Below are 13,624 nucleotides of genomic sequence, written 5' to 3'. Positions count from 1 at the left end.
TACTGCCACCGCTCCCTCGCGACGCCGGTGCGACACCCCGGGTCAAGAAGCGGCAGTGAGAACGGCGGCTTCGACGGCTTCCCGCCAGGCCTGGTCCAGCTTGCCCGACCGGGGCGCCACCGCGAACGAGTCGACTACCGCGCCGCCGAGCGTCGCGACCTTCGCCCACCGCACTTCGGCCTCGCAGCGGCGCAGGGCACCCGCGACGCGGAACAGCAGGCCGATGCGGTCCGAGGCTCGCAGTTCGAGCACCACGGTGTCCGAACCACTCGTCTCGTCGTCGAACCAGAGCACCTTCGGCGGCGCGGGCTCGGCGCCGGGCGCCTCGTAGTCGCGTTCCTTGGCGGCGATCTGCTGGGTGAGCGGCATGGCGCCGGCGACGGCCCGCGAGAACTGCTCTCGCAACAACGTCGCATCGGGCGGCGAGCCGAACTTCGGCGACGCCGTGAACACACCGGCCCGGCCGCCGTCGTGGCCGCGCAGGACGGCCGTATGCACCTCGAGCGAATGCAGCGCGAGGACACCCGCGGCAGGCGCGAGCAGCTCGGAGCGCGCCGGCACCGCCAGCACGACCGTCAGCACTTTGCCCTCGGCGCTGATCAGCACCTCGCCGCGGCCGGTGCGCACGGCCGTCGAGACCAGCTCGCGCTGCTCTTCTGTCAACGGTTCGGGAGCGGTGAAACCCTTGCCCTGCATGACTTCCGCGCACCGTGACACCAGGTTGGCGAGCAGGCCCGCCTTCCACTCGGTCCACACTCCCGGCCCGGTGGCGAGCGAATCGGCCGTGGTCAGCGCGTGCAGCAGTTCCAACAGGACGCCGTCGTCGTCGAGCGTCTTGGCCACCCGCAGTACGGTCGCGGGGTCGCTGATGTCCCGCCTGGTCGCGGTGTGCGGGAGCAGCAGATGGTGCCGGACCATCGCCGACACCAGCGCGACGTCGGCTTTGGCCAGGCCGAGCCTGGCCGCGACCTGCGCGGAGATCGCCGCGCCGAGTTCGGAATGATCGACGTCCCGGCCCTTGCCGATGTCGTGCAGCAGCGCGCCCACCAGCAGCAGGTCAGGCCGCGACACGGTGGTCGTCAGCTTGGCCGCCTCGACACAGGTCCGCACCAGATGGCGATCGACTGTCCAGGCGTGCACGGGCGAGCGCGGCGGTAGGTCCCGCACCGCGCCCCACTCAGGGAACAGCCGCGCCCACAGACCTGTGCGGTCGAGCGCTTCCACGGCGTCGACGAGTCCCTCGCCCGCGCCGAGCAGCTCGGTAAGCGCGTCACGGGCGTCCGCGGGCCAAGGCGCGCGGAGTTCCGGCGCGGAGTCGGCAAGCGTGCGCAGCGTGCCGTGCGAGATCGGCTTCCCGGTGCGCGCCGACGCGGCGGCGACCCGCAGCAGCAGCGCGGGATCCTTCGCGGGGATCGCGTCTCTGGCCAGCGCGACCTCGTTGCCGTGCAAGACGACACCTTCAGCCAGCGGCGTCCGGGCAGGGCGACGCCCGAAGCGGGACCGCGAGGGCTCCGGAGTCGCCCGCAATGCCACGTCGACGGCGTAGGCGATCGAACGTCCAGCGCTGGAAAGCTTACGTGCCAGGCTGAAGCGGTCACCCAGGCCGAGTTCCGAGGCAACCAGGTCCGACTCTGCCGCCCCGAGAACGTCCCGATCGCGCCGCAGCTCCCGGCGCATTTCGGTGCGGACGTCGAGCAACAGCGACTTCGCCGCGATCAGCTCCTCACCGGGGCGGTCGGTCAACTGGGCCACCGCGAGTGCCTCCAGCACCCCGGCGTCGCGCAGCCCGCCCTTGCCGTACTTGAGATCCGGCTCGGCGGACTGGGCGATCTCACCGCTGCGCTGCCAGCGTTTGTGGACCGAATCCGCGAGCTCCGGCAAGCGCTTTCGCGCGGTACGTCGCCATTGCTCCTTCGCCGCCGAAGCCAGCCTCCCGGTCAGTTCCACGTCGCCCGCCAAGTGACGGGCGTCGAGGAGGCCGATCGCGGTCCGCAGATCCTCGGACGCGACCTGGACCGCCTCGCCCGGGGTCCGCACGGAATGGTCGAGACCGACGCGCGCGTCCCACAGCGGATACCACAGCGCGTCGGCGATCGCCCCGACCTCGGGGTTCCCGTTGTGCACGAGGATCAGGTCGAGATCAGAAAACGGCACGAGCTCACGACGGCCGAGACCGCCGACGGCGACCAGCGCGACACCGGGTTCAGCGGTGTCCACGCCGGCCGCCGTGGCGGCCTTGCTGAGCCAGAACTCGTACAGGTCGACCAGCGCCGCGCGCAAAGCCGCGGCGCCGAGCCTCCCATGCCGGCCTTCCAGCAACCTTTCGGTCGCCTTGACCAACTCCCCCGCTACCACTGGACCCCCGCCCGGTCTACAGCGCGTCCGTACCGCGTTCGCCGGTACGGACTCTGATCACGGTGTCCACCGCGGTCACCCAGATCTTCCCGTCACCGATCTTGCCGGTGTGGGCGGCGGTGATGATCGCGTCGAGCACCTTCTCCACGTTCAGGTCGTCGGTGACGACCTCGACCCGCAGTTTGGCCACGAAGTCGACGGAGTACTCAGCACCCCGGTAGACCTCGGTGTGGCCCTTCTGCCTGCCGAATCCCTGAACCTCGCTGACCGTCATACCGAGGACACCGAGCTGCTCGAGGGCGGTTCGGATGTCGTCCAAGGTGAACGGTTTGACGATGGCGGTGATCAGCTTCATGCCTTGCTCCCCTCGAGGTTGCCCGTGCCTTCGGCCGACCGGACCGGGATGGTGGACGGCAGACCGTGACCGCCCGCCGCACCGGTGAAGTCGTAGGCGCTTTCCGCGTGTTCGGCTTCATCGATACCACTGACTTCGGCCTCCGCGCTCACTCGGAAGCCGCCTGCCTTCTTGATGACCCAACCGATGATGAAGGTCAACACGAACGAGTACACCAGAACCGAACCCGCCGCGGCCGCCTGTTTCACCAGTTGCGACCACCCGCCGCCGTAGAACAACCCGTTCGCGCCCGTCGAGTTGACCGAGGTGGTGGCGAAGAAGCCGATCAGCAGGGTGCCGATGATGCCGCCGACCAGGTGAACACCGACGACGTCGAGCGAGTCGTCGAAGCCGAACCGGTACTTGAGGCTGACCGCCAGTGCGCACACCGCGCCGGCCACGACACCGATCACGATCGACGCCATCGGGCTCACGTACCCGCAGGCCGGGGTGATCGCGACGAGCCCGGCAACCGCGCCGGACGCCGCGCCGAGTGTCGTCGGTTTGCCGAACTTCAGCTGTTCCACGACCAACCAGCCGAGGACGGCTGCCGCCGTGGCGACGGTGGTGTTGGTGAACGCCACCGCGGCGAGGTCGCTCGCGCCCAGCGCCGAGCCGGAGTTGAAGCCGTACCAGCCGAACCACAGCAGACTCGCGCCGAGCAGCACGAACGGCACGTTGTGCGGCCGCCCCGTGTCCTTGGGCCAGCCCCTGCGTTTGCCGAGCACGATCGCCAGTGCCAGACCCGCGGCACCGGCGTTGATGTGGACCGCGGTACCACCGGCGAAGTCGAGCGCCTTGAGGTTGTTCGCGATCCAGCCGCCGACCGCGTCCTTGCCCAGGAAGCCGTTGAACGAGAACACCCAGTGCGCGACCGGGAAGTAGACGACGGTGACCCAGATGGCCACGAACAGCGTCCAGCCCCAGAACTTGGCGCGGTCTGCGATCGCGCCGGAGATCAGGGCGGGGGTGATGATCGCGAACATCAGCTGGAACATGACGAACGCGAGCACGGGAAGAGCGTCCGCGCCCGGCCAGTCGACAGCGGGCGCGTTGCCCACCGCCGCCGTGGCGAAGCCGGCCAGTTTGCCCACGGTGTTGGACATCCCGGCTTCGCTGAAGTTACCCACGAAGCCGCCGAAGGCGTCGTTGCCGAAGGCCATGCTGAACCCGTAGAGGATCCAGAGCACGCCGACGACGGCGAGGGAGATGAAGTTCATCATCAACATGTTGAGGACGCTCTTCGCACGGACCATTCCGCCGTAGAAGAACGCCAATCCCGGTGTCATGAGCATGACCAGCGCCGCGCTGGCCAATACCCAGGCAGTGTCTCCTGCGTTCAGCACATTGTCCTCCTGTGCGATGAAGTACTGGCGGGCAGTTTTGGCTCGGGGTGTTTCACCGGGCGGCGTGCCAGGTTTCACCCAGGTGAACTGTCGGTGCCGAGTTGTTACGACCAGGTTTCCCAATACCCAGGTCGCAGTGTCCGTTCACGAAACGTCATGGTCGAATAGCGACATGACCTCGACCGACTCGGGCAAACACTCACTGCCACCATCGGTCGTCGACGCACTGCGCTGCTCCGTCTGCAGTAACCCGGTCGACCTAGTCGATCGCACGGTGCGTTGCGAAAACGGCCACTCGTTCGACCTGGCCCGCCACGGTTACGTGAACTTGCTCCACGCGAAGACCCCGGCCGGGACCGCTGACACACCGGACATGGTCGCCGCCCGGGTCGAGTTCCTCGACGGTGGCTTGTACACACCTTTGGCGACCGAAATAGCACGCTCCGTGATGCCGTTCGCCGGCGACGGTCTGGTCGTCGACGCGGGCGCCGGGACCGGCTACTACCTGGCTCGCGCACTCGACGCCGCGCCCGAAGCGACCGGGCTCGCACTCGACGTGTCGGCGGTGGCGTTGCGGCGAGCGGCTCGTGCGCACCCTCGACTCGGAGCGGCGGTTTGGAACCTCTGGGAGCCTTGGCCGGTGAAGTCCGTATCCGCGTCCGTCGTGCTCAACGTCTTCGCGCCGCGCAACGGCGCCGAGTTCCGGCGGGTGCTGCGCGACGACGGCGCGCTCGTCGTGGCCACGCCCAACCCCGCCCACCTGAGCGAGCTCGCCGCGCTGGTCGACATGGTGAAGGTCGACGACCGCAAGGAAGAGCGGTTGGACGCGACGCTGTCCGCGTTCTTCGAGTTGGAAGGGCGCCAGGACGTCACCCGCGAGGTGTCGATGACGCCCGAGCAGGTGCGGCAGGTCGTGCGCATGGGACCGAGCGCGCACCACCTGCACCGGGAGGACAGGCAGGGGCTGTTGGCTCGGATAGTCGAGCCGGTGGCCGTGACGACCTCGTTCACCGTGTCCGTCTACAGGCCGGCGCCGCGGTGAACGTCCCCGGCAGCAAGCTCACCGACGTCGACTGGGTGCGTTCCCAGGTCGACGGCGCGACGCGGGTGTACGGACGCGCGCGACGCGAGGTGCTCGGCACGATCTGGTGGTACTCGCTGTCGTCGGTGCTGGTCGGGCCGATGATCGAGGCGCTGGTCAACACCGGGGTCGCGCTGGATCCGGCACTCGACGCCGTCACCCTCGACCTGACGTCGGACGGCCGGTTCACCTCAGCGAGCTCGTCGCGGGTGTTGGACGGAGAGCTGGGGCCGGCGCTCGGCGCGGCCATCGGGCCGGTCGTCCGCACGATCGCGGCCGCGTCGGGCGCCCACGAGCGCGCGCTGGGGGCCATCACCACTGACTCCATCGGCAACCGGCTGCTGTGGACGAACGACGTCGAGCGCGCGATGTCGCTCGCGGAACCGCTGGTCAGCGCCATGGGCCTGGGGATGCCGACCCCGCGCTTCGTGCGCGTCGGCGTGAACCCGGTCGTCCGGCGATCGTCGTGCTGCCTGATCTACGAGGCCAACAGCGGCAAGTGCACCAGCTGCCCCCGGCAAACCCCCGCCGAACGCTCCCGCCGCCTCCACGCCGCCTTCGGCTAACCCCAGAGCCCCGCAACTCGCCGTCGAGTTGCGAGGGGCATTGGGGCGGGACCAGCTGGCGGGAGCGATGGCAGGGGGGCCGGGTCGTGGGTAGCGTGGGCGCACCATGAGTGAGCGCACATTCGGGTTCCGCACCCGGGCCCTGCACGCGGGCGGCACGCCCGACCAGGCCACCGGCGCGCGGGCCGTCCCGATCTACCAGACCAGCAGTTTCGTCTTCGAGAACGCGGCCGACGCGGCGAACCTCTTCGCGCTGCAGAAATACGGCAACGTCTACAGCCGCATCGGCAACCCGACGGTCGCGGCGTTCGAGGAGCGACTGGCGAGCCTCGAAGGCGCTATCGGCGGCGTCGCGACCAGCAGCGGCCAGGCGGCGGAGTTCCTTACCTTCTCCGCGCTCGCCGAAGCGGGTGAGCACATCGTCGCGGCCAGCGGGCTCTACGGCGGCACGATCACCCAGCTGTCCGGCACGTTGAAGCGCTTCGGCGTCAGTACGACGTTCGTCCCCGGTGACTCGCTGGACGACTACGCGGCCGCGATCACCGACCAGACCCGTCTGATCTACACCGAGGTCATCGGCAACCCGAGCGGCACGATCGCCGACCTCGCCGGGTTGGCCGACCTCGCGCACGCGCACGACCTGCCGCTCGTCGTCGACGCGACGCTCGCGACACCGTACCTGTGCCGTCCGATCGAGTTCGGCGCCGACATCGTGCTCCACTCCGCGACGAAGTTTCTCGGCGGCCACGGCACGACGTTGGGCGGCATCGTCGTCGAAAGCGGGAAATTCAACTGGGGCAACGGAAAGTTCCCCCGAATGACCGAGGTCGTGGAGAGTTACGGCGGCCTCAAGTACTGGGAAAACTTCGGCGAGTACGCGTTCTGCACACGCCTGCGTGCCGAGCAGCTCCGCGACATCGGCGCTGTCCTCGCGCCGCACTCCGCTTTCCTTCTGCTGCAAGGTGTCGAGACGCTCCCGCAGCGGATGGACGCCCATGTGGCCAACGCCAAAGCCGTCGCGGAGTACCTCGAAGCCGATCCGCGCGTCGCGTGGGTCAACTACGCGGGCCTTCCCGGCCACCCCCACCACGAACGCGCGAAGCGGTACCTGCCAGCGGGTCCGGGCGCGGTGTTCGCCTTCGGTGTCAACGGCGGACGCGCGGCAGGCGAGAAGTTCGTCGACTCCGTGGAGTTGCTGTCGCATCTGGCCAACGTCGGCGACGCGCGGACGCTCGTCATCCACCCGGCATCGACCACGCACCAGCAGCTTTCCGAGGAGCAACTGGTGGCCGGCGGGGTCGGGCCGGACCTGATCCGGCTGTCCGTCGGGCTCGAAGACGTCGAAGACATCCTGTGGGACATCGACCAGGCACTCGACAAGGCGGTGGCCAAGTGAACCTCGAAGTCACCGCACCAGAACGCCTGCGGATCCTTACCCGCACCAAATCCGTGACGATCGTCGGGGCGTCGGACAACCCGGCACGGCCGAGCTACTTCGTCGCCACGTATCTGCTGTCGTCGAGCAAGTACCAAGTCAACTTCGTGAACCCGCGACTGAAAACGTTGCTGGGCCACCCGGTGTACGCGTCGCTCGCGGACGTCCCGGACGTCGATCTCGTGAGCGTCTTCCGCAAGCACGACGATCTCCCCGGCGTAGCGGAGGACGTCATCGCCGCCGGTGCGAGGACGCTGTGGCTGCAACTCGGCCTCTGGCACGAACCTGTCGCGAAGCGTGCGAAGGAAGCCGGGCTCGACGTCGTGATGAACCGCTGCGTGAAGATCGAGCACGCCCGCTTCGCCGGCGGACTCCACGTCGCCGGCTTCAACACCGGCGTCATCAGCTCCCGTCGCCAGTCGACGCCCTAGCAGCGGATTTCGGTTCACCAGATGCCTGCTGGTTGCGATCATGAACCGGGGTGCGTAGCATATATGTCACACTGCTGGAGGTGCTTCCATCATGACGTCTCCCCGTTCCCAGTTTTGGGACGACCTTGTCGACGACCTGCGCGACCCTGAGCTTCTGCGGGCTTACGTCGTCGAGAGCGTGCGCATCGAGACCATCGACCGCCTGATCAACAGCCTGGATGAGGCCCGGCAGGCGGACGACTTGACCAAAGCGGAGCTGGCCCGGTCGATCAGCGAGACTCCCTCGGTCGTGCGCCGGCTCCTGTCGTCGCCAGGCCAGCGGAACCCCACCATTGGAACCCTCGCCGAGGTTGCGGCAGCGCTGGGTATGCGCATCACTCTTGAACCGCTGCCGTCCGAGGAGCACGCCACCGTAACGACGGCGTTGAGGACCGGGACCACGGACGACCCCGAGAAGCTTGCGCGGAGCATCCTCGACAAGCGGAAGTACGCAGAGAGCGCGTAGATCACGCGAAGGATCGAGGATTGCGAAGTCGGTACTCGCCACCGAGCGCGCGTACAGCTGCGTAGTCACTGTCTTTCAGCTCTGTCCTAAACGGCTTGTCTCGGCCATCAACAACCACAAGTAGCGGTTTGTCGACACCGTGAGCGTCGTAATCCAGCAAGCAAAACAGCCGGTAGTGATGCCTGCCTGGACCATCGCAGCGCACTTCGAACCAGCCCGTCATGATGCCATGCATCGCCTCCCAACGTCCGCCGCCGGCGAAACGCTTGGGAGGCGCTGCGGCAACAGCGGCCAGTACCGCTTGCATCTTCACGCGAACGGTTCCGGGACAGACGTTTCGGAGAAAATCACGGGCCGGCTTGGTCTCAGTCGGGTCGTCCATGGGATGACGTTTGAAGTAGACGATCTCGTGCGCGTCGTTTGAGGATGGACCTGTTCGTATCGAAGGAGTTCTCTTCTTCGCCATCACGGCGAAAACTCTAGACGCAAGACGATAGACACTCCGAAGTCATCCCCAACCAAGACTGGTGGCCCGGGGCCACCACCGCGCCTGTTCGGGGGACTTCCCGTGTTTCCCATCTGCTGAGCGGAAAACGCGGGGGCAGCGAGCTGGACGTCGTGACGGTCTTGGCCACCTGCCACGTCGAACGCGCGGAACGCGAGCGCCTGACGAAGCTCTGCCGCGAACTCGGCACCCAAGGCTGGCACAGCAATACGGCTCCCGACTGCCAGCACAGCTCAAGACATACGTAGACCACGAAAACAAAGCAACTGGGATCCGCAACTTCCAACTGGCTCTACTGCCCGGAATGCTGCAGACCGAGAACTACATACGCGCGATGCTCAGCCGTAGCGCGACCATACCTGCCAACGAGGTCGAAGTCCTCGTGCATGCGCGCATAACCAGACAGGACATCCTCAATCGTTCTCGCCGCCCGATCTTCACCTACTACCTTCACGAATCAGTGCTCAAGCTTCCTGTTGGCAGCTCGGCAGTGATGTCCGATCAACTTCACCACTTGCTGCGGCTGTCGGTACGCTCGGGCCTCGAGTTGCGGGTTATCCCCTGTGAGATCGGCGCCCACGCAGGGATGGCGGGCTCATTCACGCTGATGGAGTTCGACGATTTCGACCCGATCGTCTATCTGGAGAGCGAGGCAGCTGATAGCCACCCTGGCGACCGAGCTGTACGCCAACGGAGAGGACCAGAATGACGTTCACCTGGAGGAAGAGCAGCTACAGCGCCGACCAAGGTGAGTGCGTCGAGGTTGCGAAGGCGCCTGCGGACGTGCACGTGCGGGACACCAAGGACCGCGCCTCGGGCTCGCTGACCTTCGGCCCGGCTTCGTGGCGGACGTTCCTCGCGGGTCTGAGCATCCCCCGCTAGCTCACCCCTACCAGCACCGACCCACGATAGTGGTATTATAATACCGCATATCGACTCATCAGGAGGAACCACCGGTGCTGGAACTGAAGACCCCGCGGGAGATCGCGGCGATGGGCGTCACGGGCGCCTTCATCTCGGGCCTGCTCGACAACCTCACCCAGCGGGCCCAGCCGGGGGTCAACTTGCTCGATCTCGAACAACGAGCCCGCGAGCTGATCAAGGAGCGCGGCGCTGAGTCGTGCTACTGGGACTACGCGCCGTCGTTCGGGCGGGGGCCGTTCCGCAACGTCATCTGCCTGTCGGTCAACGACGCGGTGCTGCACGGTCTTCCGCACGACTACGTGCTGCGTGACGGGGACCTGCTGAGCCTGGACATTGCGGTGTCGATCGACGGATGGGTCGCCGATTCTGCGCGAAGTGTGATCGTCGGCGTCGCGCGTGACGAGGACAAGCACCTCATCGAAGCCACCGAGCGCGCGTTGGAGGCAGGCATCGCCGCCGCGCTGGGCGGCAATCGCCTGGGCGACATCTCCGCGGCGATCGGCGCCGTGGTCACCGGCTACGGGTACTCGGTCAACACGGAGTTCGGTGGCCACGGCCTCGGCCGCACCATGCACGAAGACCCCCACGTCTCCAACATCGGACGCGCGGGACGCGGGCTCAAGCTGAAGCCCGGGCTGACGCTCGCGCTCGAACCCTGGATCGCCCGCACCACCGATAAAATCATCTTCGACCCCGACGGCTGGACCCTCCGCTCCGCCGATGGATCTCGCACCGCACACAGCGAACACACCATCGCCATCACCGACGGCGAGCCTCTCGTGCTGACGGCTCGGAACCAGACGTGAAGGCCACCTTCATTGCGCAATCCGCCGTGAAGGTGGCCTTCACGTCCTGCACCAACCAGGATGCTTAGAGCTCCGCGGTCTCGCCGGGGTTGAGCAGGCGGAGGCGGTCGATGAGACCGGCGTCGGCGAACGCCTTGCGGACGACGTCCGGGCCCTCGCTGAAGTGCGCCCAGCCACGCGTGTGCAGCGCGACGGTCTGCCGAACGCCCAGGATCCGGGTCGCCTCGGCCGCATCGGCGCTGGTCAAGGTCAGTGGCGCGCCGTCGAACAGGGAGGTCCGGGCGGCTCCGGCGAACAGGAGCGCGACGTCGATCGGCCCGGTTCGCTCGGCGATCGACCGGACCAGGTCGAGCGAAGCGTTGTCACCGCTGACGTAGACGGTCGCACCGTCACCTTGGACGAGGAACCCGGTCACCACGCCGGTAATCGGCTCACACCCCTCCGGGCCGTGCAGCGCGGGCGTCGCGGTGATCAGCAGCTCGCCCACGCGCACCTGCTCCCACGGTTCGAGGCCCTGCGCGGTGCCGCCGAGACGGCTCGCACCGCCAGGAGTCGTCAACGTCAACGGCACCTCTGCCAGCAGCTCACGGCCACCCGGGTCGAGGTTGTCGGCGTGCTCGTCGTGCGAGAGCAGGACGGCATCGATCCGGCCGACGGCCTGCCGCGCCACCCCCGGCTCCTCGGTCTTGGTGAGCCCGCGCGGACCGTGAGACCCGACCGCGCTGAACGTGGGGTCGGTCAGCAGCCGCAGGCCACCGATCTCGAGTATCGCGGTCGGGCCGCCGACAAAGGTGACGCGCAGAGGTTCAGCCATACCAACACCAACCTCCGCACGCCCCCAGATCTTCCTCGGTTACGAAGTCGCCTCGAAGCGGCTCGTAACGTGCTTACGGCCCGCGTCGCTGAGTGCGCCGAAGAGCCGTAGGCGTGCGACGCCACCGTCAGGGAAGATGTCCAACCGGACGTCGGCGGCCCCACGGGTGCCGGCCAGCACGAAGCGGTGCCGCGTGTCGGGCTGCAGGCGGGTGCGCGGCAGCAGCTCGAACCACGTGTCGCCGCCGTCGTCGGAGCCCTGCAGTGAAGCCCAGCCGGGGGCGTTGCCCTTGAGGTTGCTCGTGTCGATCTCGGCGAACCGGATGACACCCGCGCCGGCGAGCCGCACGGTGACCCAGTCGTTGCCGTCGTCGCGGCGGCGCGCGGTTTCCCAGCCTTCGGCCTGGTGCGCGGCGAGCCCGGGGGAAAGGAGGTTATTCGGCGACGAATAGAACATGTTGCTGCAGCCGGTGCAGATCGCGCCGTTCTCGAGCGCCGCGAGGTCGAGCGCGCCGAGGTCGAGCAGCTGCGGGTCGGGCACGGCTTCGCCGTGGACGCGGAGCCGCGCGACGCCGCCGTCCGGGTGCATGGTCAGCCGGACGTGGGTGAAGCGCTTCGAGCCGGACACCGGGATGAAGTTCTCGATGTGTCCCGCGACCGCGGCCCGGTCCACGATCGTTTCCCAAGCCGCGTCCTGCAGTTCCGGCGCGCTCGGGTAGCCCTCGACAGCGCAGGCTTCGACCGAGACGTGCGGCGGGTAGTTGCCCTTGAAGAACGCCGTGTCCACGACTACGCCCGAGATCAACCCGGGCAGCCCGAGACGAAGGATCGCCTGGTCGTCGCCCGGTTCACGGTGGCGACGCGTCTCCCAGCCGTCGTAGACCTGGCCCTTGGGTCCGAACGTCTCCGCCCGGTGCGCCGGCGTCCACGGGTTGACGAGGTTCTCCTTCTCGGCGAACAGCTCGTCGGTGGCCCACATGACCGTTCCGCCGAAACGACGTGAAGCCAGGTCCGGTTGGGAAGTCCACACGGGACGGTCGTTCACTGCGTCCTCCATCAGTCGTCCTGCCGGCTCAGCAGCTCGCCGAACGGCTGCTCGCCGGTGATTTCCTTACCCCGCAACCAGGTTCCGCGCACGACTCCGTCCAGCCGACGTCCGTTGTATGCGCTCACCGGGTTGCGGTGGTACAGCTTCTCGACGTCGACCACGAAGCTCTCGTCGGGGGCGAACACGCAGAAGTCCGCGTCGAAACCCGGCGCGATGTGTCCCTTGCGGCTCAAACCGACCTGCGCGGCGGGCCGCTCGGCCATCCAGCGGACGACGTCGGTCAGCGCGAACCCGCGTTGCCGCGCTTGCGTCCAGATCGCCGGCAAGCCGAGCTGCAGGCTCGCTATCCCGCCCCAGGCCTCGCCGAAGTCGCCGATGTCGAAACGCTTCAGCTCGGGCGTGCACGGCGAATGGTCGCTGACGACGAAGTCGATGACCCCTTCGGCGAGCCCCTGCCAGAGCCGGTCCCGGTTTTCGGACTCGCGGATCGGCGGGCAGCACTTGAACTGCGTCGCGCCGTCGGCGATTTCCTCGGCGGTGAACGTCAAGTAGTGCGGGCAGGTCTCGACGCTGAGCCGGACACCGTCGCGCTTCGCGTCGGCGATCATCCGGAGCGCGTCCGAAGACGACAGGTGCAGTACGTGCGCCCGCGCGCCGGTCCGCCGAGCCAGCGCGATGACCCGCGCGATCGCCAGGTTCTCCGCGACGCGCGGACGCGAGCCGAGGAAGTCCGTGTAGTGGTCGCCGTGCGGCTGCGGGGCTTGCTCGATCGTGTCGGAGTCCTCCGCATGCACGATCATCAGCGCGTCGAAGCTCTTCAGCTCGCGCAGCGCGTCTTCCAACTCCTGCGGGTTCAGCGGCGGGAACTCGTCGACACCGGAGTGCAGCAGGAAGCTCTTGAAGCCGAACACCCCTGCCTCGTGCAACGGCCGCAGGTCGCCGAGGTTGCCGGGGATCGCACCGCCCCAGAAACCGACGTCGACGTGCACCTTGCCCTGGGCAGTCTTGCGCTTGACGTCGAGCGCGGCGACGTCGACCGTCGGCGGGAGGCTGTTGAGCGGCATGTCGACGACGGTGGTCACGCCCCCGGCCGCGGCCGCGCGCGTGGCCGTCTCGAAGCCCTCCCACTCGGCGCGGCCGGGGTCGTTGATGTGCACGTGGGTGTCGACTAGGCCCGGCATCAGGACGACGTCGTCCCCGAGCTCGACAAACTTGTCCGCGACCAAGTCCGCGTCGAACGCCTCCACGGCGACGATCCGGCCGCCCTCGACCCCGACGCTGCGGGCCGCCTCGCCCTCGGCCGTCACGACTCGCCGAGCCCTGATCACCAACTCCACGTGCGCACACCCCTTTCCGACGTTCACTCCAGCCTAGGGCTCGTGAGTGTTCCGGCCGCTTGCTGTGTCCTGCGGGAC

Annotated in this window: 15 protein-coding genes; 8 read left to right on the top strand and 7 right to left on the bottom strand. The window is 67.8% G+C overall.

The genetic code is table 11. The features are described from left to right. Nucleotides 1–42: 42 nt before the first annotated feature. The 3 genes from JWQ81_RS41880 to JWQ81_RS41870 are packed head-to-tail and all read right to left on the bottom strand — an operon-like array spanning nt 43 to nt 4,095. Nucleotides 43–2,355, bottom strand: a complete 2,313-nt coding sequence (locus tag JWQ81_RS41880; RefSeq protein ID WP_297550885.1) for a [protein-PII] uridylyltransferase — start codon at nt 2,353–2,355, stop codon at nt 43–45. 16 nt (nt 2,356–2,371) lie between these two features. Further along, entirely contained in the window at nt 2,372–2,710 is a 339-nt protein-coding gene (locus JWQ81_RS41875) for a P-II family nitrogen regulator (RefSeq protein WP_297550883.1), read from the bottom strand. Further along, nucleotides 2,707–4,095 (bottom strand): ammonium transporter, encoded by a 1,389-nt coding sequence (locus JWQ81_RS41870; RefSeq protein ID WP_297550881.1) that lies wholly within the window; start codon nt 4,093–4,095, stop codon nt 2,707–2,709. The genes JWQ81_RS41875 and JWQ81_RS41870 overlap by 4 nt, the downstream gene beginning before the upstream one ends. A 172-nt stretch (nt 4,096–4,267) precedes the next feature. On the opposite strand from JWQ81_RS41870, the gene JWQ81_RS41865 reads away from it, so the two are divergent. From JWQ81_RS41865 to JWQ81_RS41845, 5 genes are all read left to right on the top strand, one after another. Further along, nucleotides 4,268–5,137, top strand: a complete 870-nt coding sequence (locus tag JWQ81_RS41865; protein WP_297550880.1) for a putative RNA methyltransferase — start codon at nt 4,268–4,270, stop codon at nt 5,135–5,137. Further along, a complete protein-coding gene (locus JWQ81_RS41860) occupies nt 5,134–5,742 on the top strand; it encodes a (2Fe-2S)-binding protein (RefSeq protein ID WP_297550878.1) in 609 nt (202 codons plus the stop codon). The genes JWQ81_RS41865 and JWQ81_RS41860 overlap by 4 nt, the downstream gene beginning before the upstream one ends. A 106-nt stretch (nt 5,743–5,848) precedes the next feature. After that, the gene (locus JWQ81_RS41855) at nt 5,849–7,138 is read left to right on the top strand and encodes an O-acetylhomoserine aminocarboxypropyltransferase/cysteine synthase family protein (protein WP_297550876.1); all 1,290 of its coding nucleotides are present in this window, start codon (nt 5,849–5,851) and stop codon (nt 7,136–7,138) included. After that, nucleotides 7,135–7,608, top strand: a complete 474-nt coding sequence (locus tag JWQ81_RS41850) for a CoA-binding protein (RefSeq protein ID WP_297550874.1) — start codon at nt 7,135–7,137, stop codon at nt 7,606–7,608. The genes JWQ81_RS41855 and JWQ81_RS41850 overlap by 4 nt, the downstream gene beginning before the upstream one ends. 91 nt (nt 7,609–7,699) lie before the next feature. Beyond that, nucleotides 7,700–8,113 carry a helix-turn-helix transcriptional regulator gene (locus JWQ81_RS41845; RefSeq protein ID WP_297550872.1) on the top strand — a complete coding sequence of 138 codons (414 nt, stop codon included), beginning with the start codon at nt 7,700–7,702 and terminating at the stop codon, nt 8,111–8,113. 1 nt (nt 8,114) lies between these two features. Here JWQ81_RS41845 and JWQ81_RS41840 read toward each other — a convergent pair whose 3' ends face one another. Continuing rightward, nucleotides 8,115–8,582 (bottom strand): hypothetical protein, encoded by a 468-nt coding sequence (locus tag JWQ81_RS41840; protein ID WP_297550870.1) that lies wholly within the window; start codon nt 8,580–8,582, stop codon nt 8,115–8,117. Between the two features lie 58 nt (nt 8,583–8,640). Between JWQ81_RS41840 and JWQ81_RS41835 the strand changes: the two genes are divergently transcribed. From JWQ81_RS41835 to map, 3 genes are all read left to right on the top strand, one after another. After that, nucleotides 8,641–9,327 (top strand): DUF5753 domain-containing protein, encoded by a 687-nt coding sequence (locus tag JWQ81_RS41835; protein WP_297550868.1) that lies wholly within the window; start codon nt 8,641–8,643, stop codon nt 9,325–9,327. After that, nucleotides 9,324–9,500: a DUF397 domain-containing protein gene (locus tag JWQ81_RS41830; protein WP_297550866.1), complete on the top strand. Its 177-nt coding sequence runs from the start codon at nt 9,324–9,326 to the stop codon at nt 9,498–9,500. The genes JWQ81_RS41835 and JWQ81_RS41830 overlap by 4 nt, the downstream gene beginning before the upstream one ends. A gap of 74 nt (nt 9,501–9,574) precedes the next feature. Further along, nucleotides 9,575–10,348 (top strand): type I methionyl aminopeptidase, encoded by a 774-nt coding sequence (gene map, locus JWQ81_RS41825; RefSeq protein WP_297550864.1) that lies wholly within the window; start codon nt 9,575–9,577, stop codon nt 10,346–10,348. A 64-nt stretch (nt 10,349–10,412) separates the two neighbouring features. On the opposite strand, the gene JWQ81_RS41820 is transcribed toward map, so the two are convergent. Genes JWQ81_RS41820 through allB form a run of 3 tightly spaced genes read right to left on the bottom strand, consistent with a single transcriptional unit; the run spans nt 10,413 to nt 13,546 of the window. Next, nucleotides 10,413–11,162: an MBL fold metallo-hydrolase gene (locus tag JWQ81_RS41820; protein WP_297550862.1), complete on the bottom strand. Its 750-nt coding sequence runs from the start codon at nt 11,160–11,162 to the stop codon at nt 10,413–10,415. A gap of 39 nt (nt 11,163–11,201) precedes the next feature. After that, nucleotides 11,202–12,218, bottom strand: coding sequence for an allantoicase (gene alc, locus JWQ81_RS41815; RefSeq protein ID WP_297550860.1), 1,017 nt, complete (start codon nt 12,216–12,218; stop codon nt 11,202–11,204). Next, nucleotides 12,218–13,546, bottom strand: coding sequence for an allantoinase AllB (gene allB / locus JWQ81_RS41810; RefSeq protein WP_297550858.1), 1,329 nt, complete (start codon nt 13,544–13,546; stop codon nt 12,218–12,220). The genes alc and allB overlap by 1 nt, the downstream gene beginning before the upstream one ends. Nucleotides 13,547–13,624 lie beyond the last annotated feature (78 nt).

The sequence above is a fragment of the Amycolatopsis sp. genome, from assembly GCF_025464955.1.
GTDB lineage: Bacteria > Actinomycetota > Actinomycetes > Mycobacteriales > Pseudonocardiaceae > Amycolatopsis.
Note: the sequence above shows the minus strand (reverse complement) of the source record. Positions and strands in the feature narration are given on the sequence as shown.